This is a genomic window from Allokutzneria sp. A3M-2-11 16, assembly GCF_024213555.1.
Lineage (GTDB): Bacteria > Actinomycetota > Actinomycetes > Mycobacteriales > Pseudonocardiaceae > Allokutzneria.
Genome location: NZ_JANAVO010000001.1, coordinates 1,409,907 through 1,430,067 on the forward strand (window position 1 = coordinate 1,409,907; position 20,161 = coordinate 1,430,067).

Below are 20,161 nucleotides of genomic sequence, written 5' to 3' on the forward strand. Positions count from 1 at the left end.
GGTCGCTTGATCGTGGCGTAACCGATCCGGTATCACCTCGTTTGTCCAGTCTGGGAGGGACGGGCGACGGTGGATGCGCAGGATTCCGAACGCGAGGCCGAGGTCGTGGCGCTGCTGCGCCGCGCCTCCCCGCGCGATGCCCCCGACCGGGAGACCCGGGACCGGATGAGGGCCAGGCTGCTCGCCGAGCTCAGCGCCGCCCAGCCAACGGCGACAGTGCGCATCGACACCTGCTGACCGGGCCGATCCGCGCATCCGCGGCGCCGGGCGATCGCTACCCTGGAGCGGGTCATACGCAGGCCCGACGAACAAGGACCGGAGGCGCTGAGGTGCCACTTTGGCGCAGGGGTGTTGACAGCTCGGACCGGGAGTCCCGGGCGATCCTGGCGGGCGAGGCGTCGGCCGAGGCCGCGGCGGCGGAGCTGGAAGCCTCCCTCGCCGTGCCGCCGGACCTGACCGCCGCGGCCTTCTTCGACGTGGACAACACGATGATGATGGGCGCGTCGATCTTCCACTTCGCCAGGGGGCTCGCGGCGCGGAAGTACTTCACCACCTCCGACCTGGCCGGGTTCGCCTGGCAGCAGCTGAAGTTCCGGGTCGGCGGCAAGGAGGACGCCGAGGGCATCCGCAGCAGCCGGGAGCAGGCGCTGTCCTTCGTGGCGGGCCGCCCGGTGGACGAGCTGGTCACCCTCGGCGAGGAGATCTACGACGAGCTGATGTCCGAGCGGATCTGGTCCGGCACCAGGGCGCTGGCGCAGATGCACCTGGACGCGGGCCAGCGGGTCTGGCTGGTCACCGCGACGCCGGTGGAGCTGGCCCGGATCATCGCCCGCAGGCTCGGCCTGACCGGGGCGCTCGGCACGGTCGCGGAGAGCGTCGACGGCGTCTACACCGGCCGCCTCGTCGGTGACCTGCTGCACGGGCCGGGCAAGGCGCACGCGGTCCGCGCGCTCGCCGCCCGCGAGGGCCTGAACCTCCGCCGCTGCACGGCCTACTCGGACTCGGTCAACGACGTCCCGATGCTCTCGGTGGTGGGCACCGCGGTCGCGGTCAACCCGGACCAGGGCCTGCGCGACGTGGCCAGGGCGCGCGGCTGGGAGATCCGCGACTTCCGCACCGGCCGCAAGGCCGCCCGCATCGGCGTTCCGTCTGTCCTCGGCGCGGGCGCCGTGGCCGGGGCCTTGGCGGCGGGCATGGCCTACCGCCGCCGCGGCCGCTCCTGACGGGTCCTAGCCGGGAACCGGCGCCTGCTCGCAGACCGAGCCGGGCGCGGGCAGCGCTCCGGTGTCGAGATAGGCCAGCAGGGCCGAGTCGACGCAGGGCGTGTACCCGAACAGGAACCCGTGGTCGCCGCCGGTGACCTGGAGCAGCCGACCGCCGAGCCGCTGGGCCATGGCCGGACCACCGGCGAACGGGGTCGCCGGGTCGCGGTGCGCGTGCATGATCAGCGGAGGCACCGCGAGGCCGTTGTCGGCGATCTTCACCTGCGGCTTGGGCGGATGCGGCCAGAACGCGCACGGGACGTCTGCCAGACCCGCCTCGCGCCCGATGAACGGGTACCGGGAGCCGAGGTGCTCCGCGGCCCGCTGGTAGGCAGCCGGGTTCCTGGGCCAGCGGGCCTCCCCGCACGTGACGGCGGCGAACACCGACCAGACGGTGGGCGCCTTGTAGTGCTCACCGCCGGGGAAGCTCTGGATCGAGTCCCCGCCCAGCGCGGCGAGCAGGCCGAGCATTCTCCTGGCCGTGCCCTGCTCGCGGATTTCCTTGAGCATCTTCTCGGTCAGCGGCCAGGCCCCGCGACCGTTGCTGGCGAAGCCGGTTCCGCTGGTCAGCCTGCCCCCGGTGAGCAGAAGATCGGGGAACTGCGGGTCGCGGATCGGCTCGCGGTCCAGGCGAGCCCTCAGCTCGTCCCACGTCCGGCGCGCCTCAGCGGCGGTGCTGCCGAACCCGGCGGTGGCGTGGCGTTCGGCCAGCCAGGCGAAGAAGTCGGTGATCCGGATCTCGCGGGCCTCCGGCTGGGCGAACCGGTGCGGGCGCCAGATCCAGTCCAGGTGCACAGCCCCGCTCAACGCCAACCTGGTGAGCCGTCGCGGGAACAAGGTCGCGTAGACCGCGCCGAGGTAGCTGCCGTACGACCCGCTCACAAAGCCGATTCGCTGCTCGCCCAGTGCCGCGCGAACCTCGTCCATATCGCGCGCGGTGTTCTCCGTGGTGACCTCCGGCAACAGCTCGCCGGAGTTCTTGCCGCAGTTGCGGGCGAAATCGGCCTCCGGCGCGAAAGGCGATTCAGGAGTACGAGCCGCGACATAGCCGGAGCAATCCAACGGAGTGCCGTTGTCAGTCCCTCTCGGCGAGACGCCGATCAGGTCGTACCGCTGCGTCACCTGCTCCGGCAACATCTTGGCCTGGACCATCGCGGCCCAGGTGAACAGCCCGTCAGGTCCTGGACCGCCGGGATTGGTCAGCAGCACACCGCGGCGCTCGGCCGGTTTCGCCGCCTTGATCCGGCTGATCCCGATGCTGATCCGACGGCCTTGTGGCCGGTCGTAGCGCAACGGCACCGGCACCCGCGCGCATTCGATCGTCACCGCACCCGGCGGCGGCGCCCCGACAAAGCCCGCGCAGTCCCCCCACGCGGGCCCGGGTCGGGCGATGGCCACCGGGGCGATGACGGCCTGCACCATCCCCAATGCGGCAGCCACCGCCACAACACGCACAGCAGTCATGTCGCGTCCCCTTCCGTTCACGAAGGAAACGTAGCCATGGGAGGACGTGGCTATTAGTGCGCGCGATCATCGCCAAACAGGGAGAAACGCGTTTCTCCGATACTGACACTTGTCATCGGCCGGGCTGCTGGTTCAGCGGCGCGATGAAGACGGCGGTGCCGTAGGCCGCGATCTCCGTGCTGCCGGGCATGATGTCGCCGCTCTCGAAGCGCATCGCGAGCACGGCGTTGGCGCCCATGCTCGCGGCGTTCTGCTTCAGCCGCCCGATCGCCTCGAACCGCGAGTCGTCGAGCAGCTTGGTGTAACCGGCCTGCTCGCCGCCGAACATGCCCTTGAAGCTGGCGCCGATGTCGGAGAACGCGTTGCGGCTGCGCACGGTCGAGCCGAACACCTCGCCGATCACCCGGACTACGCGGTAGCCGGGCACGTCGTTCATGGTGCTGACGAGGATCGGTGGTGGCGCGGGCATCGGCGGCATGGGTTGGTTCACCGCGCGATGCTAACCGCGTTATCCGGCTTCCGTCGGGAGAACGGCGGTGTTCAACCGGGGCGGTCAACCGAGGAAAACGTTGCGGCGCTGGGTGAGCAGCCGGTAGAGCGTCTGCTGGATGGTCTCGCGCACCTGGTCGGTCAGGTTGAACACGAGCATCGGGTCGTCCGCCGCCCCGGCCTCGTACTGGTCGGTGGTGATCGGCTCGCCGAACTCGATGTACCACTTCGACGGCAACGGGACCAGGCCCAGCGGCCCGAGGTGCGGGAAGAACGGCGTCACCGGGAAGTACGGCAGGCCGAACAGCCGGGCCAGGGCCTTCACGTCGGCGATCATCGGGTAGATCTCCTCCGCGCCCACGATCGAGCACGGGATGATCGGCACCCCGGTGCGCAGCGCCGCCGACACGAAACCGCCGCGGCCGAAGCGCTGGAGCTTGTACCGGTCGCGGAACGGCTTGCCGATTCCCTTGAAGCCCTCCGGCCAGACTCCGACCAGCTCGCCGTTGCGCAGCAGGCGCTCCGCGTCCGCGCTGCACGCCAGCGTGTGGCCCGCCTTGCGGGCGAGCGCGCCGAGCACGGGGAACTTGAAGACCAGGTCGGCGGCCAGCATCCGCAGGTGCCGTTCGGCCGGGTGGTGGTCGCGGACCGCGAGGCCCGTCATCACCGCGTCCATCGGCATCAGCGTGCCGGAGTGGTTGGCCACCAACAGCGCGCCGCCCTCGGCGGGCACGTTGTGCAGGCCGATCGTCTCGACGCGGAACCACTTCTCGTACAGCGGCCGCAGCGGCGGGAACAGCACGTTGTCGGTCAGCTCCCGGTCGAAGCCGAACTCGTCGACCTCGTAGTCACCGGTGAGCCGCTTGCGCACGAAGGCGAGGGCGTCGGTCAGCCCGCGCTCCCACGCGGACTCCTCGCGCACCTGCTCCTGGTCGTCCGGCTTCTCGTCCTGGGGCGGCACCTCGTCCATGGACGGGATGGGGCGCACCGGCGCTGACCCCGCTGGCTGCTGCTGCTGTTGCTTGCGCGCCACCGAGCGGATCGGGATCACTCGTGCTCCTGCCATCGTCTTCACCTCCTCACTCCCTCATCGGCCCAGCCGGGCCAGTACTCCACGGATGCCCCGCTCGGCATCGGTGACGAGTTCCGGGTCGATCACCGGCCGCAGGCCGCGGCCGCGCACGTAGTCGTCGAACGCCTGCTGCGTGGTCCACCTCGGGGTGAAGCCGAACTGCTCGCGCAGCTTCGCCGTGTCCACCACCCTGCCGAAGTTCAGGAAGCGCATCTGCTCCGGCGAGAAGTCCACCAGCCGCGCGCCGCGCACCACCTGCGCGAAGGGCTGCACCGCGAAGCTGGGCACCGGCAGCGGCACCCGGCCCGCCCGGCGGATGGCCTGGGAGAGCAGCAGCAAGCCGTCCGCTCCCGCGTTGAACACCCCTGGCAGGTCGTGCAGCGTCGCGCGTTCCAGGATCGCGAGGGCGTCCTCGGAGTGCAACAGCTGCACCCGGGCGTCGTAGCCGAGCACGGTCGGCACCACCGGCAGCGCGAAGTACCGGGTCAGCACCGTGTCGATGCGCGGACCGATGAAGTTGGTGAACCGCAGCGTGGAGATGGTGACGTCCGGGCGGCGCCTGCCGAAGCCGCGCACGTAGCCCTCGACCTCCACGGCGTCCTTGGCGTAGCCGGAGGACGGCAGGTCCTTGGGGCCCATCGACTCGGTGAACACCGCGGGATCGCGCGGGCTCGAACCGTAGACGGCGGTGGTCGACTTGACCACGAACTTGCGCACCAGGTCGGACTTCTGGCACGCGGCCAGCAGCTGCATCGTCCCGATGACGTTCATTTCCTTCATCGCCGTGCGGCCGGTCGACCCGGGGTTGGCCGAGAGCGAGGCGTGCACGACGGTGTCCACCTTGGCGGTGGCGATGACCTTGGCGATCAGCGGGTTGCGGATGTCGGCGCGGACGAACTCGGCCCGGCCCATCCGGCCCATCCGGCGCAGCAGGTCGCGCGGCGGGGGCACGGTGTCCACCCCGAGCACGCGTTCGATGTCCGGGTTCGCGGCGAGGCGAGCGGCGAGGTGGCCGCCGAGGAACCGGCTGACCCCGGTGACGAGAACGACGTTGGGCGCCATGCGACTCCCTGGGCACTGGCGGTGAAGGGTGGGATGTTACCCGCCGGGAGCTTCGCAGGAGATCGCCCGATCGTTAGCCGCATCCCGGCCGTGTCACCGTTCTGGACGAGTGCGTTTCCGATCACTGTGTGCTCCGGCTCACCGCGAGGCTCGCCCGAGGACGCCCTGAGCGCGCGAACGCCCGCGCCGGAACGGTGCCGGGCGCGGGCGACGAGCTAAACCGCAGGGGCGGCCTTACTTGCCCTGCTTGCGACGCGCGTGGCGGGTCTTGCGAAGCAGCTTGCGGTGCTTCTTCTTCGACATGCGCTTGCGACGCTTCTTGATGACCGAGCCCATGCGGGTTCCTTCGCTGTTGACGTTTGCGTATTTCGAGCTTCTCGCACGCCCACGCACACCTGCCGGCGGCCTCGGGCACGCAGCGGCTTACCAGAGTACCTGGACGGGCCGGAGCCCCTCGCGTCAGCTATCCAGCCGAGTAGTACGCGTTCTCCAAGTAGGCGTGCACCTCGTTCTCCGGGACCCGGAACGAACGACCCACCCGCACCGCGGGCAGCTCACCCGAGTGGACCAGGCGGTACACGGTCATCTTGGAGACCCGCATGATGTCGGCCACCTCGGCGACCGTCAGAAACTGGACCTGACCGAGCCTGTCGTGGTTCTTCTCCCTGCCAGTCGGCATGTGTCACCGCGTCCTTCATCGCCACGTGGCGCGCCGCCGGCTTCCCCTCCGGCGGACTCAACACGCACGCGCTCCCTGTGAGGGTAACCGGGCTGGAGTGACTGAAGCGACTACCGGGAACTTCCCTCATGGGCCTGGCCCAGCTCGACCGACCGGTCCCGCGCGGCCTCGATCGCCGCGAGCAGCGCCGCACGCACGCCGTGCCTCTCCAGCTCCCGGATGGCCATGATCGTGGTGCCCGCGGGCGAGGTCACGGCCTCGCGCAGGGCGACGGGGTGCTCACCGGAGTCGCGCAGCATCTTCGCCGAGCCGATGGCCGACTGGATGATCAGGTCGGCGGCGACGGCCCTGGGCAGGCCGAGCAGGATGCCCGCGTCGATCATGGCTTCGACCAGGAAGAAGAAGTACGCCGGGCCGGAGCCGGAGAGCGCGGTGACCGCGTCCTGCTGCGCCTCGGGCACCCGGACCACCCTGCCGACGGCGCCGAGCATGCCCTCGGCCAGCGCCAGGTGCTCCTTGGTGGCGTGCCGCCCCGCGGAGATCGCGCTCATCGCCTCGCCGACGACCATCGGGGTGTTCGGCATGACCCGGACCACCGGGGTGCCCTCGGGCAGGCGGCGCTCGAAGAGCGCGGTCGGCAGGCCCGCGCAGAGCGAGACCACGAGCTTGCCCTCGGCCAGCGTCCCGGACAGCTCGTCCAGCACCGGCTCGATGTCCTGCGGTTTGACCGCGACCACGAGCGCGTCGGCCAGCTTCGCCGCCTCGGCGACCTCGACCGAGCGCACGCCGTAGCGCTGGGTCAGCTCGGCGGAGCGCTCCGGGTGGCGCTCGGTGAACATCAGCTCGGCGCACGGGTGCCCGGAGGCGAGCAGCCCGGACAGCAGCGCCTCACCGATCTTCCCCGCACCCAGTACCGCGATCGTCGTCATGACCGAAAAGCCTAGTCCCGCCCTGCTCAGCGGGTTGGACTGGTGAACCCCGGGGGTCAGCCCGCGCTGGTGAGGGCGAGCTGGCGGGCCTGGCAGACGAGCTTGCCGGAGGAGTCGATCACTGTGGCGTCCTCGTCGAACCACTGGCCGAGCACGGCGCGGGAGTCGACCTGCAGGCGCAGCCAGCCCGAGCTGGGGCGGGACCGCAGCAGCGCGGTCAGCTGCACCGTAGGCGACCAGCTGAGCCTGCCCAGGTTGAACGTGACCGGCATCGAGATGTCCCCGGCGACCAGGGCGAACAGCGGATCGGGCTGGCTGTCGCGCGGGCGCACCCACAGGCGCAGGCGCAGCGGGTCCCCGGTGTGGCCGGACAGGAAGCCCGCGCCATCGGGGTCCAGCATGACCTGGCACGCCTTGGCCATCCGGAAGGTCTTGGCCGCGTCCGTCGCGCCGACGTCGATCGCCCGCGCCGGGGGCTCGGCCGGCAGGTCGGGCAGGTCCGACCACGCGGGGACCGCGTCGGGCAGCCTGCCCACGGTGATCATCGCGTGCACGCAGGTCCGGCCGCGCTGCAACAGCTCGGCCTGGACGACGGTGACCGTGCGCCCCGCCTTGGCCACGGTGGTGCGCACCAGGACCGGGCCGAGTTCGGGCGTGTGCAGGAAATCCGCGCTCACGCTGAGCGGGTCGAGGCCTCCTGCGCCGCCGGGGTCCACCGCGGACAGCGCCGTCCTGGCCATCAGCGCCAGCAGGTAACCGCCGTGCGGTTTGCCGCCGATCGTCCAGTCCGCGGCCAGCTCGCCGGTGAAGCTGCCGTCGCCCATCGGGCGCACGGTCGTCGCGATGGCGAAGGGGGTGACCCGCACCGGGTCCGTGCGCAGTCTCATGAGGTACCGACCAGGGAGCGCAGGAAGAAGGTGGTGTTGGCGGGGCGCTCGGCCAGCCGCCGCATCAGATAGCCGTACCACTGCCCGCCGTAGGGCACATAAACCCGCATCGTCTCGCCTGTCTCGGCCAAGCGCCGTTGTTCGTCCGGTCGCACCCCGTAGAGCATCTGGTGCTCGTAGCTCCCGGGTTTGCGGTCGTACCACTTCGCCCGCTCACCGATGATCGGCACGAGCCTGGGGTCGTGCGTCGCGAACATCGGAAAGCCCTCGCCCTCCAGCAGGACGTTCGCGCAGCGCACGTAGTTCAGATCCACTTCGTGCGGATCGGTGAACGCGACCGACTCCGGCTCCGCGTAAGCACCCTTGCAGAGCCGCACCCGCGTGCCTGCCAGGTCCCGGCAGTCGCCGAGCGTGCGGCGCAGGTACGCCTGGAGGACCGCGGCCACACCGGGCCAGGTCCGGCGCAGCTCCGCGAGCACACCCAGGGTGGAGTCGGTGGTCGTGTGGTCCTCCATGTCCAGCGTCACCGTGGTGCCGCACTGCTCGGCCGCCGCGCAGATCCGCGAGGCGTTGGCCAGCGCGAGACCCTCGTCGACGGCCTGGCCCACCGCGGAGAGCTTCACGCTGACCTCGGCGACCTCCGACAGCCCCGCCTCGTGCAGGCTGTCCAGCAGCTCCAGGTAGGCCCGCACGGTGCGCTCGGCGGGCTCCCGCCCGCTCGCGTGCTCACCGAGGTGGTCCAGCGTCACCGCGAGCCCGTCCCGCGCGAGCGCCGCGGTCACCGCGACGGCGTCGGCGGTGCTCTCCCCGGCGACGAACCGGTCCACGATGCCGCGGCTCACCGGGGCCGTGGACACCAGCCGCCGGACGGCGTCGTTCCCCGCAGCGGCGAGGATCAACGAGCGCAACGGATTCACGGGCGGAACTGTACGTCAGCAACAAGATCAAAACGGCTGTGGCGAACAGTTCTCCACAACGAGAAAGTCGATCAAGCCGTGCCGAGGCGGGGGTTCTGCCCGAGATGCAGCCTGGCGAACAGCAGCGCCTCGGCGAGCAGGCTGACCCGCTGCTCGCGGCTCGCCGCCTTGCGGGTGCTGACCTCCAGCACCACCTGACCGTCGAAACCGTTGCGCGCCAACTCTTCGCACAGCTGAGCGCACGGCTGGTTGCCGCGACCGGGGACGAGGTGCTCGTCGGTCGGCGCGCCGGTGCCATCAGCGAGATGGATGTGCCGGAGCCCGGAGCCCATCCGCTTGGCCAGTTCCAGGGCGTCGACGTGCGCGGCCGCAGTGTGCGACAGGTCGAGCGTGTAGTTCGCGTAGCCGATGTCGGTGGGGTCGTAGGAGGGTCGGTAGCCGGACAGCTTCAGCTGGCGCTTACGGCCGAGCGGGCGCAGCGGGAACATGTTCTCCACCGCGACCGCCACCTCGGTCACCCGCTCCAGCTCGGCGACCAGCTGCGGGAAGGTCTCGGCGTACTTGCGCTGCCAGCGGAACGGCGGGTGCACCACCGTCGTCGGCGCGTCCAGCGCGGCGGCGGCCGCGACCGCTCGGCGCAGCCTCACCTCCGGATCGGGCGACCAGATCCGCTGGGTGATCAGCAGGCAGGGCGCGTGAACGGCGAGGATCGGCACCCCGTGCAGGTCCGAGAGCCTGCGCAGCGCGCTGACGTCCTGGCTGACCGGATCGGCCCAGACCATCACCTCGACGCCGTCGTAGCCGAGCTCCTTGGCGAACTCGAACGCGGCGGCGGCGGGCTGCGGCCAGACCGCCGCCGTGGAGAGTCCGACCGGGATCACGTGATCAGCGGTTCACCAGCAGCAGCGCCGCCGGGGAGATGGTGACCACCAGGCCGACAAGCACGGTGAGCACGATCGTCTGCAGGTCGTCGGCCTTGCGGATCTTGCGGACCAGCCACACCATGCCGCCGATGACCGCGAGCGCGACGAACAGCGCGACCGGGGCCATCCAGCTCCACAGGAACTGGAACCCGATCCACAGCCCGGCGCCACCGACCAGACCGCCGCCGAGCTGCGCGAGCATCACCAGCCATTCCTTGGTCGGCGACGGCTCGTCCTCGTCGTACTCGTCGTAGTCCTCGTCGGAGTCGGCCTCGGCCCGCTCGGCGTCGTCCTCGTCGACGTCGGCGTCCGGGTGGACGTCGCGCTCCTCCGCCCGCTCCGCCTCGTGCTCGTCGTCCTCGACGACCGCGGGGGCCTGGCTGGTCGGGTAGTCCGCCTCGGCGGGACGACCGCCGCGCAGCGCCGCGTACGGCTGCTGGCCGGTGTTGCCGAACCAGTCGTGATCGCCGTCCAGCCCGGCCGGGGGGCCGCCGGTGAGCGGCGGGGTCGCGCCGACCTGGGTGGGCGCGGCGTCATCGGTGATCCGCGGGAACTGCTCGGTGACCGGCTCGCCCGCTGCCACGCCGGGCGGCGGGACGGGCAGGGCCTGCGAGGTCTGCGCCGCCGGGTTCGGCCGCGGGGCCAGCCGCTGGCCACCGGGGACGCCGGGAGTGCCGGGCGGCGGGTAGTCGCCGGTGATCGCCGGGTACTGCGCGGTCACGTCGGCGTCCGGGGTGCCGGGCGGCGGGGCCAGGTGCGAGCCGGTGTTCGGCGGCACCTGGTGGGCGCCGGTGTTCGGCGGCGGCGCGGCGAACCGGCCCGAGGTGTGCGGCGGGCCGCCCGCCTGCGGGCTGGGCTCGAAGCGCTGCGGCGCGGGCGGTGGCGGCGGCGCGGCGAAGCGGCCGGTGCCCTGGCCGGGACCGGCCGGCGGCCGCTGCTGCGGCTGCTGTGGTTGCTGGGGCTGGCCGGGGTGCGGACCGTCGTCGCGGATCGCGCGCATCTGCCCGGAGTCCGTGAGGATCCGGTTGATGATCGCCTGCGGCGCGGTCTCGCTGACGTCGTCGCTGTCCCGCCTGCGCCTGCGTCGCGCGGTCGGCGGCCCGTCGGCCCCGTACTGGGCGAGCAGCTCCGCGACGGTCTTCTGACCGTCGTCGTGCTCCGACTCGCTGTTCTTGCTCATTGAGTCCACCGTGCCCCGTACCGGCCTGTCCGTCCAGAACTGTGATCCTGCCGACCCGAAAGCTGATCAATCGAGCCGTTCACTGCCGGAGCAGTCTGGACTGCTTCCTCCGTCTGGTCCAGCCGTCTCAAGATCACGCCTTCGCGGAGTGCCCACGGGCAGATCTCCAACTCGGGTAGCGACAACGCTCGCATTGCGGCCTCCGCCACTAGCGCGCCCGCGACCAGCTGGTGGGCCCGGCTGGGGCTGACGCCCTCCAGCTCGGCCAGATCGGCAGCTGACATGCGGGAGATGAAAGCGATCAACTGACGCAGCCCGGCGTCGGTCAGCGTCCTGCGCGCCATCGGCCCCGCCGATGACGGGGCCGCGCCGGTCAGCCGGGCCAGGGTGCGAAAGGTCTTCGAGGTGGCCACCGCGTGGTCCGGTGGGCCGATCTTGCGCAGCTGCCTGCTCACCGGGGCGAGTTCGGCGTCCAGCCGGTCGCGCAGGTCCCGGACCTCGCGCTTGGTCGGCGGGTCCGAGGCGAACCGGGTCCTGGTCAGCCTGCCCGCGCCGAAGGGCAGGGAGAGCGCGAGGTCGGGGTCCTCGTCGATGCCCATGGCGATCTCCAGCGAACCGCCGCCGATGTCGAGCACCAGCGTGTTCCCGGCCGACCAGCCGTACCAGCGGCGCACCGCGAGGAAGGTGTAGCGGGCCTCGTCCTCGCCGGAGAGCACCTTCAGCTCGACGCCGGTGCGCTCCTGGACCAGCTCCAGCACCTCGGCGGCGTTGCTCGCCTCGCGCACGGCGGAGGTGGCGAAGGCCATCAGCTCGGCGCAGCCGAAGCCGACCGCGGATTCCCGCGCCCTGGCGACCGCGTCGACCAGCAGCTCGGCACCGGAGTCGCTGAGCCGGTCACCGTCGGTGATCTGTTCGGCGAGCCGGAGGACGGTCTTCTCCGACTTCATCGGCGTCGGGTGGGCACCACGATGCGCGTCCACCACCAACAGGTGGACGGTATTGGACCCGACGTCAAGCACCCCTAGGCGCACGGAGACCAGGTTACCCGCCGGTCCGGGGCGTGGTGGCCATCGGCCCGGAGCGGGCGCGGGCGAGCGGCGTCCGGGGCCCGCGGCCCCGGACGCGTGATCAACAGCCTACGACTCGAACTTGTAGCCCAGCCCACGGACCGTGACCAGGTACCTCGGCAGCGAGGGGTCCGGTTCGATCTTGGAACGCAGCCGCTTCACGTGCACGTCCAGGGTCTTGGTGTCGCCGACGTAGTCCGCGCCCCACACCCGGTCGATCAGCTGGCCGCGGGTGAGCACCCGGCCGACGTTGCGCAGCAGGTACTCCAGCAGGTCGAACTCCTTCAGCGGCAGGTTGATCTCCGCACCGGAGACGGTGACCACGTGCCGCTCCACGTCCATCCGCACCACGCCCGCCTCCAGCACCTGCGGCGAGAGGTCGGCGTCCAGCGCGTTGTCGGTGCCGCGGCGCAGCACCGCCCGGATGCGGGCGATCAGCTCGCGCGCCGAGTACGGCTTGGTGACGTAGTCGTCGGCGCCCAGCTCGAGGCCGACCACCTTGTCGATCTCGCTGTCCCGGGCCGTGACCATGATCACGGGCACGGAGGAGCGCAGCCGGAGCGCGCGGCAGACGTCGGTGCCGCTCATCCCGGGCAGCATCAGGTCGAGCAGCACGATGTCGGCGCCGTTGCGGTCGAACTCGTCGAGCGCCTCCTGGCCGGTCGCGGCCACGGCGGTGGCGAAGCCCTCCTTGCGCAGCAGGAAGGCGAGCGGGTCGGCGAAGGACTCCTCGTCCTCGACGATGAGCACCCTGGTCACGAGACTCCTCCGGGTTCGACGACTGCGAGTGGTGCCGGGTCTTCCGACGACACTGGCGGCGACACCGCCGATATGCCCTCCGCGGCCCGGTGTGCCGGGATGCGCAGGGTGAACGTGGAACCGGTGCCCGGTTTGCTCCACAGCCGCACCTCGCCGCCGTGGTTGGCGGCGACGTGCTTGACGATGGCCAGGCCGAGGCCGGTGCCCCCGGTGGCCCTGGAGCGGGCCGGATCGGCCCGGTAGAAGCGCTCGAAGACGCGCTGCTGGTGTTCCGCGGCGATGCCGATGCCCCGGTCGGTGACCGCGATCTCCACCGCGCCGTCGGCGTACCGGCGGCTGATCGAGACCGGGCTGTCCGGACCCGAGTAGGAGATCGCGTTGTCGATCAGGTTGGTCAACGCGGTGACCAGCAGCGTGCGGTCGCCGTCGACGAGCAGACCGCTCGGCGGGTCCACGGTGATCTCGATGTCGGCGGACTCGGCGGCCAGCCGGGAGCGGCCCAGCGCCTCGTCGACGACGTCGTCGACCTCCAGCACCTCCAGCTCCGGCAGCGCCTCGGCGCCGGTCAGCCGGGACAGCTCGATCAGCTCGGTGACCAGGGTGCCGAGCCGGGTGGCCTCGCGGAGGATCTTGCCGCTGAACCGCCGCACCTCGACCGGGTCGTCCACGGCGTCCAGCACGGCCTCGGCCAGCAACGCGAGCGCGCCGACCGGGGTCTTCAGCTCGTGGCTGACGTTGGCGACGAAGTCGCGGCGGGTGGCTTCGAGGCGGACGGCCTCGGACTGGTCGGCGGCGTCGACGACGGCGAAACCGTCCCCGAGCGGGCGGACCTCGGCCAGCACGGCCTGCGGCTGGCGCCCGGCGCGGTGGTCCAGCGGGGTCAGGTCGACCTCGACCGGTTCCCCGGTGGCGATGGCCTGCTCCGCCGCCTTCTCGGCGCGGAGGTCGGGCCGGTTGTCGCGGACGAACCCCAGCTCGACCGAGCGCGGATTGTGCACGACGGCTGCGCCGAAGCGGTTAATGACCGCCACCCCATTGTGTGAGGAGTGCACGACGCGTTGGAAGAGGTCGGCGACGGTGAGCTCGGTGGATCGGGTCCGGGCGCGCCGACCCGCGGCGCGCCCGGAGACAAAGCCGATCCCCGCGCCGACCAGCAGCACACCGATCAGCAGGGCGATGCAGCCCGAAGCGGTCACGGGCGCATCGTAAGCACTGCTCCGGGCGGTTGGACTACTCCCAGATGGCTATACGTGATGCCCGCGACACCTGTTCGAGGCGTTGTTCAGCAACGGGTCCCGAACCGTTCACCCGTTGGTCACCGACCCTGGTTCGCCACGGCCTTGATCGCACCGGCCGCGGCCTCCGGGTCGAGGTAGGTGCCGCCCGCCGTCACCGGCTTGAGGTCCTCGTCGAGGTCGTAGCGCAGCGGGATGCCGGTCGGGATGTTCAGGCCCGCGATCGCCTCGTCGGAGACGCCGTCCAGGTGCTTCACCAGGGCCCGCAGCGAGTTGCCGTGCGCGGCCACGAGCACGGTCTTGCCGGAGCGCAGGTCGGGCACGATCGCCTTCTCCCAGTAAGGCAGGAGGCGGGCGACGACGTCCTTCAGGCACTCGGTGCGCGGCAGGGCGGAGCCGAGCCCGGCGTAGCGCGGGTCCTCGTCCTGCGAGTAGGTGCTGCCCAGCTCGATGACCGGGGGCGGCGTGTCGTAGGAGCGGCGCCAGAGCTTGAACTGCTCCTCGCCGTAGGCCTCCAGGGTCTGCTTCTTGTCCTTGCCCTGGAGCGCGCCGTAGTGCCGCTCGTTGAGCCGCCAGTCGCGGCGGACGTCGATCCAGTGCCGGTCGCAGCCGTCGAGGGCGAGGTTGGCGGTGGAGATGGCGCGCCGCAGCAGCGAGGTGTGCACCACGTCGGGCAGGAGCTTGGCCTCCCGGAGCAGCTCGCCGCCGCGCTTGGCCTCGACCACCCCCTTCTCCGACAACGGCACGTCCACCCAGCCGGTGAACAGGTTCTCGGCGTTCCAGACGCTCTCACCGTGGCGGAGCAGAACCAGGGTCGCTGTCATGGCGGCAAGCCTGCCAGATCACTCTTTCGGGTTAGGACGGAGTCCGGCCAGAACCGTCCGCACGTGGAAGGCCGCCTGCTCCTCCGTCATCGCCCCGGGCAGGAACAGCGCGCCGGAGAGGATCGGCCCGATCAGCATCTCGACCAGGAAGTCCGGATCGGTCCCGGAGCGCAGCTCGCCCTCGGCAACCGCCCGCCGCAACCGGTCGACCATCGGGGCCCGGCCCGGCCGGACCACCTGCGTCCAGTAGACCTCGAACAGCTCGGGGCGGCGGTGCACGTCGGGGATCAGCTCGGCGATCAGCCTGCCCGCCCTGGTGTCGATCATGCTGCGGTAGAGCTGCCAGACCCGTTCGACGAGGATCGGCTCCAGCGGCCCCTCCTCGAACTCCTGGTAGACCAGGTGCAGCGAGGCGAGCGCGTCCTGGAGCACCTCGTCGCCGGAGCGCCACCTGCGGTAGATGGTGGTCTTGGCGATCCCGGTGTGCGCGGCGAGCCGTTCGATGGAGAACCCGGCCATCCCCTTGTCGATCACCAGGTCCACCGCGGCCGAGAGGACCTGGCCGTCGATGGCGGCGTTGCGCGGTCGGCCACCGCGGTGCGGGCGCTCGGGTGCTGGCGTCGACATGTCACGAGAACCTAACCCGAATCGCCCGTCCAGCCGAACCCCTCGGGCGGCGAATGCCAAGGCCGACGTCGGCGTGCCCGGTGGCGGATTTCCCGCCACCGGGCACGAGGTCGCTAGGCGGACTCGCGGGCGCGGAGGTCCTTGCGCAGGATCTTCCCGCTGGCGGACTTGGGGATCGCGTCGAGGAACTCGACAACGCGGACCTTCTTGTACGGCGCCACCCGCTCCGCGACGAAGGCCATCACCGCCGCCTCGTCCAGGTCGGCGCCCTGCTGGCGGACCACGAACGCCTTGGGCACCTCCTCGCCCTCGGCGTCGCGCACCCCGATCACCGCGGCGTCCGCGACCAGCGGGTTGGTCAGCAGCAACGCCTCCAGCTCGGCGGGCGGCACCTGGTAGCCCTTGTACTTGATCAGCTCCTTGACCCGGTCGACGATCGATACCACGCCGTCTGCGTCGATCACCGCGACGTCGCCGGTGTGCAGGTAGCCGTCCGCGTCGAGGGTGGCGTCGGTGGCGTCCCGGTTGTTCAGGTAGCCCGCCATCACGTTGGGGCCCTTGCACCACAGCTCGCCGGGCACGCCGACGCCGACCTCCGCTCCGGTGCCGGGGTCGACCAGCTTGCACTCCATGTTCGGGATGATCAGGCCGACCGTGCCGATCGCGATGTCCTCGCGGGAGTCCGGGATCATGTGGCTGACCGGGCTCATCTCGGTCATCCCGTAGCCCTGGCGGATCGTGCAGCCCAGCCGCGCCTTGACCGCGGCGGCCAGCTCCTCGTCCAGCGGCGCGGCCCCGGAGAAGAGCACCTTCATCGGCGACAGGTCGTAGGAGTCGACGATCGGGTGCTTGGCCAGCGCCACCGCGACGGGCGGGGCGATGTAGACCCGGTCGGTGCGGTGCTCGGCGATCACCCGGAGGAACTCGGGCAGGTCGAACTTCGGCATGGTCACCACGGTCGCGCCGACGTGCAGCGCGGCGTTCATGGTCACCTGCATGCCGTAGATGTGGAAGAACGGCAGCACCGCGAGGATCCGGGTGTCCGCGCCGACCTCGATCAGCTCGACGATCTGGACGATGTTCGCCACCAGGTTGCGGTGCGTGAGCATCACGCCCTTGGCTCGCCCGGTCGTGCCGGAGGAGTACGGCAGCACCGCCAGGTCGGTCGCCGGGTCGATCACCACATCGGGCGGCGCGGCGTCCTCGGCCAGCAGGTCGGCCAGGCCCGCGTGCCCCGGGGCCCCGTCCAGCACGATGATCTCCGAGATCCGCACGCCCTCGGCCTTCACCGCGGCCTCGGCGCGGTCGAGGAACGCGGAGATGGTGATCAGCACGGTCGCCCCGGAGTCGCGCAGCTGCGACGCGAGCTCGTCGGCGGTGTAGAGCGAGTTGACCGTCGTCGCGACGGCGCCCGCGCGCAGCACGCCGTGGAAGGCGACGGCGTAGAAAGGCGTGTTGGGGCTGAAGATGCCGACCACGTCGCCCTTGTTGACGCCCCGCGCGGCGAGCGCTCCGGCGACCTTGCCGACCATCGCGGCCAGCTCGCCGTAGCTCAGCGAGCGGCCGGAGGAGCCGTCCACGAGCGCCGGGTGGTCCGCGCGTCCGGAGAGGTCGCCGAACAGCAGCTCCGGAAGCCCCACGTCGGGGATCTCAACATCGGGGAACGGGCTCCGAAAGATCATGAACGTCCCTCCGTCGGGTGGTTGCCCAGGTGGCGGCGCCCCATCGTGACCGGCTTCACAAGCCAGGGTCAAGGCATCCGCCACCTGCAGGAACCCGATATCTATCCGTTACTTCGCACGCCTAACTACACTCGAATGGAGTAACGGAGCAGGGTTGTGATCGCCCGGTCGCGTCTGCCAAGTTGGCACCACCTCGCCGGTCGGCTCCCACGCATTCCCCGATCCGGTGAGGGTCGCGCGGTTCGCATCCCCCGTCGAACCGCGGCCCGCCCGGAACACCGCCCAGGTGCCCCCCACCTGCGCGTCCGGCCGGGGACACGCGTGGAGCGGTTCGAGCTCGCGACTCCCCCTCTCTCCCGAACCGCTCCACCGTCCCCTACTCCTCGGCGGCGACGGGCCCTCCCGGAACCGCGGCGGGCTTCCTGCGCCGCAGCCAGATCACCAGCGCCAGCACCGGGATCGCCAGCAGAACGGCGAACGGCAGCACCGCGCCGATCCCGGTCAGCAGCGCGGAACCGAAGGCCAGCAAGGCATTCCAGCCACTTGCCAGTCCGGAAAGGAATCCGGAGTCGGCCTTGGGCGGCGGGGCACCGGTCCTGGTCACGGCCAGCGTCACCGTGGACATCGCGACCTGGTTGGACATCGACTCCAGTCGCTTCTGCAGCGATTCGAGCTCGGCCTGCCTGCGGGTCAGCTCGCCCTCGACCTGGACGACCTCACCGACGGTGTTGGCCCGCTCCAGCAACGCGCGCACCCGCTCCACGCTGGCCTTCTGCGAGGCGATGCGGCTCTGCGTGTCCACGAGCTGGTCGGTGACGTCGGTGGAGCGCACGTCCCGGACGGTCACCTCGCCCAGCTTGGCCAGCTCCTCCAGCACCGGGTCGAGCTTGTCCGAGGGCACGCGGAGGGTGAGCGTCGCGCGGCTCTCCCTGGTCTCCTCGGCGCCCGCGAACCCGCCCGCCCTGGTGGCGGCGTCCTTGCCGCGACCGACCGCCTCGGCGACGTCGGCCGCCTTCAGCTCCAGGCGCGCGGTGCGGATCAGTTGGCGCTGCGGGGAAATCGAGTTCGGCGCGACCGGCTCGGGCTTCTGGTCCGGCGGGATCGGCGCGTTGGGCGCGATGCCCGCCGACTCGCCCGCACCGCGCTTGCCGGGGGTGCCACCGCCGCTGTTGTCGGCCGGAGCGGGCGCCGACAGGTCGTACTCGCTCTGCGGGGTTCCGGAAGTCCTTGCGCCGGAACCGCATCCGGCCAGTAAGCCCAGCACGAGCACGGCACCGAGCGCGGGGCCGAGACGTCGAGTCACGTTGGTTGACGGCATGCCCCGAAGACGGAAGGCGCCCTCCGCCGCGTTCGTCCGTCCGGGTCACGATTAGGACTCGGCGTCGCGAGGTTCGGCGGTGACTACTGCTCGGCGTCGCCCACCAGGTGTTTGAAGGACTTCAGGTTGGCGAGGGACTCGCCGCGGGAGACCCGCCAGTCCCACTCCCGCCGGATCGCGTCGGCGAACCCGATCTCCAGCAGGCTGTTGAAGTCGCCGTCGGCCGCTTCGAGCACCTGACCGAGCAGCCGGTCCAGCTCCTCGGTGGTCACCGCGTGCAGGCCGATCCGGCCGACGAGGTAGATGTCCCCCTCGGCGTCCAGGGTGTAGTGCACGCCGTAGAGCTTCGCGTTGCGGCGCAACAGGAAGCGGTAGACGTCCTCGTGCTTGCTGTCGGGCTGGCGGCAGACGAACGCCTCGATCAGCAGCGCCTCCCTGCCGATGATGAGCCAGCAGTTGGTCTGCAGCTTCTTGGTCCCGGGCAGGGTGACGAAGTACTTGCCCGTTTCCTTGCTCTGCCAAGCGAGTTCGCGTTCGTCCAAAGTGGACTCGATCAGCTCGTGCACGAGCACGCCCCCACCTCCGTTCGCGCGGCGTCGGCGTAGGCGGCCAACAACCCCTCCGTAGTGCGTTCCCAGGAGAAGCGTGCCGCATGCCGCACCGCCGCGGCGGACATCGACGCGCGCCGCACCGGATCGAGCGCGATCCCGGCGAGGGCGTCCGCCCAGCGCTCGGTGCGGTGGTCGGGCAGGAGCACGCCGGAGACGCCGTCCGCAACGGCGACGGGCAACCCGCCGACGGAGGTCGCCGCGACCGGGGTGCCGCACGCCTGTGCCTCCAGGGCGACGAGCCCGAAGGACTCGCTGTGGCTGGGCACCGCGACCACGTCAGCGGCCCGGTAGACCTGGGCGAGCGCGCCGCCGGAGCGCGGCGGCAGGAACCAGACCACGTCGGCGATGCCCAGCTCGACGGCGAGCCGCTGCAACAACTCCGGCTGGTCGAGCCCGGTGCCGGACGGCCCACCGACCACGAGCGTCACGATGCGTTCACGCAGGGACGGCGTGCGGGCCAACAGCTCAGCGGTAGCGCGCAGCAGCACGTCCGGCGCCTTCAGCGGCTGGATGCGGCCGACGAACGCCGGCACGACCGCGTCGGCGGGCAGGCCCAGTTCGGCACGGGCGGCGGCACGATCTCCGGGCGTGAAGCAGTCGAGGTCCACCCCGGGCGGGATCGTCAGGACCTGCTCGGCGCGGGCTCGGTACAGGCCGCGCAGCTCCGCCGCCTCGATCTCGGTGTTGACCACGAGGCGGTCCGCCGCCGCGGCCAGCTGCTCCTCGCCGAGCACGCGCGCCAGGGGCTCGGGACGCTCTCCGGCGGCGAGCGCGGCGTTCTTGACCTTGGCCAGCGTGTGCGCGGTGTGCACGAGCGGCGCCCGCCACGCGCGCTTCGCCTGGATACCGGCCTGTCCGGCCAGCCAGTAGTGCGAGTGCACCGCGTCGAAGCCGCCCTGACCCGTCGCGACGACCCCGGAGGCGAACTCGGCGATGCGCGTCGGCAGGTCGTTCTTGTCCAGCTCCGGCGGCCCGGCGGGGACGTGCCGCACGGTCACCCCGGGCACCATCTCCACGGCGGGCGGGAGGCCGGGGGCGTTGGCCCTGGTGAACACCTCGACCTCGACCCCGTTGGCGGCGAAGCGCCTGCTGGTCTGCGCGACGTAGACGTTCATCCCGCCCGCGTCGCCGGTGCCCGGCTGCTCCAGGGGCGAGGTGTGCATGGCCAGGACGG

22 protein-coding genes are annotated in these 20,161 nt (G+C 71.3%); 2 read left to right on the forward strand and 20 right to left on the reverse strand.

Annotated features, from left to right (window positions below):
- Positions 1 to 69: 69 nt before the first annotated feature.
- Positions 70 to 237, forward strand: a complete 168-nt coding sequence (locus tag NLX83_RS07050) for a hypothetical protein (RefSeq protein WP_254234025.1) — start codon at positions 70 to 72, stop codon at positions 235 to 237.
- A gap of 92 nt (positions 238 to 329) precedes the next feature.
- Positions 330 to 1,223: an HAD family hydrolase gene (locus tag NLX83_RS07055; protein WP_254234026.1), complete on the forward strand. Its 894-nt coding sequence runs from the start codon at positions 330 to 332 to the stop codon at positions 1,221 to 1,223.
- Positions 1,224 to 1,229: 6 nt separating this feature from the next.
- On the opposite strand, the gene NLX83_RS07060 is transcribed toward NLX83_RS07055, so the two are convergent.
- From NLX83_RS07060 to mshA, 20 genes are all read right to left on the reverse strand, one after another.
- A complete protein-coding gene (locus NLX83_RS07060) occupies positions 1,230 to 2,726 on the reverse strand; it encodes an alpha/beta hydrolase (protein WP_254234027.1) in 1,497 nt (498 codons plus the stop codon).
- 112 nt (positions 2,727 to 2,838) lie between these two features.
- Positions 2,839 to 3,216 (reverse strand): YbjQ family protein, encoded by a 378-nt coding sequence (locus NLX83_RS07065; RefSeq protein ID WP_254234028.1) that lies wholly within the window; start codon positions 3,214 to 3,216, stop codon positions 2,839 to 2,841.
- Between the two features lie 63 nt (positions 3,217 to 3,279).
- Positions 3,280 to 4,281: a lysophospholipid acyltransferase family protein gene (locus NLX83_RS07070; RefSeq protein ID WP_254234029.1), complete on the reverse strand. Its 1,002-nt coding sequence runs from the start codon at positions 4,279 to 4,281 to the stop codon at positions 3,280 to 3,282.
- Between the two features lie 21 nt (positions 4,282 to 4,302).
- Entirely contained in the window at positions 4,303 to 5,349 is a 1,047-nt protein-coding gene (locus NLX83_RS07075; RefSeq protein ID WP_254234030.1) for an NAD-dependent epimerase/dehydratase family protein, read from the reverse strand.
- Positions 5,350 to 5,583: 234 nt separating this feature from the next.
- Positions 5,584 to 5,685 carry a 30S ribosomal protein bS22 gene (locus NLX83_RS07080; protein ID WP_076993459.1) on the reverse strand — a complete coding sequence of 34 codons (102 nt, stop codon included), beginning with the start codon at positions 5,683 to 5,685 and terminating at the stop codon, positions 5,584 to 5,586.
- A gap of 127 nt (positions 5,686 to 5,812) precedes the next feature.
- Positions 5,813 to 6,028, reverse strand: a complete 216-nt coding sequence (locus NLX83_RS07085) for a helix-turn-helix domain-containing protein (RefSeq protein ID WP_254234031.1) — start codon at positions 6,026 to 6,028, stop codon at positions 5,813 to 5,815.
- A 110-nt stretch (positions 6,029 to 6,138) separates the two neighbouring features.
- Complete coding sequence (gene proC, locus NLX83_RS07090; protein ID WP_254234032.1) at positions 6,139 to 6,957, reverse strand: pyrroline-5-carboxylate reductase; 819 nt, start codon at positions 6,955 to 6,957, stop codon at positions 6,139 to 6,141.
- Between the two features lie 56 nt (positions 6,958 to 7,013).
- On the reverse strand, positions 7,014 to 7,844 hold the full coding sequence (locus NLX83_RS07095) for a thioesterase family protein (RefSeq protein WP_254234033.1): 831 nt from the start codon (positions 7,842 to 7,844) through the stop codon (positions 7,014 to 7,016).
- Complete coding sequence (locus NLX83_RS07100) at positions 7,841 to 8,761, reverse strand: proline dehydrogenase family protein (RefSeq protein ID WP_254234034.1); 921 nt, start codon at positions 8,759 to 8,761, stop codon at positions 7,841 to 7,843. The genes NLX83_RS07095 and NLX83_RS07100 overlap by 4 nt, the downstream gene beginning before the upstream one ends.
- Positions 8,762 to 8,832: 71 nt before the next feature.
- Positions 8,833 to 9,642 (reverse strand): sugar phosphate isomerase/epimerase family protein, encoded by an 810-nt coding sequence (locus tag NLX83_RS07105; protein ID WP_254234035.1) that lies wholly within the window; start codon positions 9,640 to 9,642, stop codon positions 8,833 to 8,835.
- A gap of 4 nt (positions 9,643 to 9,646) precedes the next feature.
- Entirely contained in the window at positions 9,647 to 10,864 is a 1,218-nt protein-coding gene (locus NLX83_RS07110) for a hypothetical protein (protein ID WP_254234036.1), read from the reverse strand.
- A complete protein-coding gene (locus NLX83_RS07115) occupies positions 10,861 to 11,895 on the reverse strand; it encodes a Ppx/GppA phosphatase family protein (RefSeq protein WP_254234037.1) in 1,035 nt (344 codons plus the stop codon). Before NLX83_RS07115 ends, NLX83_RS07110 begins: the two co-directional genes overlap by 4 nt.
- A gap of 105 nt (positions 11,896 to 12,000) precedes the next feature.
- Positions 12,001 to 12,690 (reverse strand): response regulator transcription factor, encoded by a 690-nt coding sequence (locus NLX83_RS07120; RefSeq protein WP_254234038.1) that lies wholly within the window; start codon positions 12,688 to 12,690, stop codon positions 12,001 to 12,003.
- The gene (locus NLX83_RS07125) at positions 12,687 to 13,886 is read right to left on the reverse strand and encodes a sensor histidine kinase (protein ID WP_254234039.1); all 1,200 of its coding nucleotides are present in this window, start codon (positions 13,884 to 13,886) and stop codon (positions 12,687 to 12,689) included. Before NLX83_RS07125 ends, NLX83_RS07120 begins: the two co-directional genes overlap by 4 nt.
- A gap of 119 nt (positions 13,887 to 14,005) precedes the next feature.
- The gene (locus NLX83_RS07130; protein ID WP_254234040.1) at positions 14,006 to 14,749 is read right to left on the reverse strand and encodes a phosphoglyceromutase; all 744 of its coding nucleotides are present in this window, start codon (positions 14,747 to 14,749) and stop codon (positions 14,006 to 14,008) included.
- Between the two features lie 18 nt (positions 14,750 to 14,767).
- Positions 14,768 to 15,376 carry a TetR/AcrR family transcriptional regulator gene (locus NLX83_RS07135; RefSeq protein ID WP_254234041.1) on the reverse strand — a complete coding sequence of 203 codons (609 nt, stop codon included), beginning with the start codon at positions 15,374 to 15,376 and terminating at the stop codon, positions 14,768 to 14,770.
- Positions 15,377 to 15,489: 113 nt separating this feature from the next.
- The gene (locus NLX83_RS07140; RefSeq protein WP_254234042.1) at positions 15,490 to 17,058 is read right to left on the reverse strand and encodes an AMP-binding protein; all 1,569 of its coding nucleotides are present in this window, start codon (positions 17,056 to 17,058) and stop codon (positions 15,490 to 15,492) included.
- A gap of 376 nt (positions 17,059 to 17,434) precedes the next feature.
- Positions 17,435 to 18,361: a DUF4349 domain-containing protein gene (locus tag NLX83_RS07145; protein WP_254234043.1), complete on the reverse strand. Its 927-nt coding sequence runs from the start codon at positions 18,359 to 18,361 to the stop codon at positions 17,435 to 17,437.
- Between the two features lie 98 nt (positions 18,362 to 18,459).
- The gene (locus NLX83_RS07150) at positions 18,460 to 18,948 is read right to left on the reverse strand and encodes a YbjN domain-containing protein (protein ID WP_374118679.1); all 489 of its coding nucleotides are present in this window, start codon (positions 18,946 to 18,948) and stop codon (positions 18,460 to 18,462) included.
- On the reverse strand, positions 18,930 to 20,150 hold the full coding sequence (gene mshA, locus NLX83_RS07155; protein WP_254236119.1) for a D-inositol-3-phosphate glycosyltransferase: 1,221 nt from the start codon (positions 20,148 to 20,150) through the stop codon (positions 18,930 to 18,932). Before mshA ends, NLX83_RS07150 begins: the two co-directional genes overlap by 19 nt.
- Positions 20,151 to 20,161 lie beyond the last annotated feature (11 nt).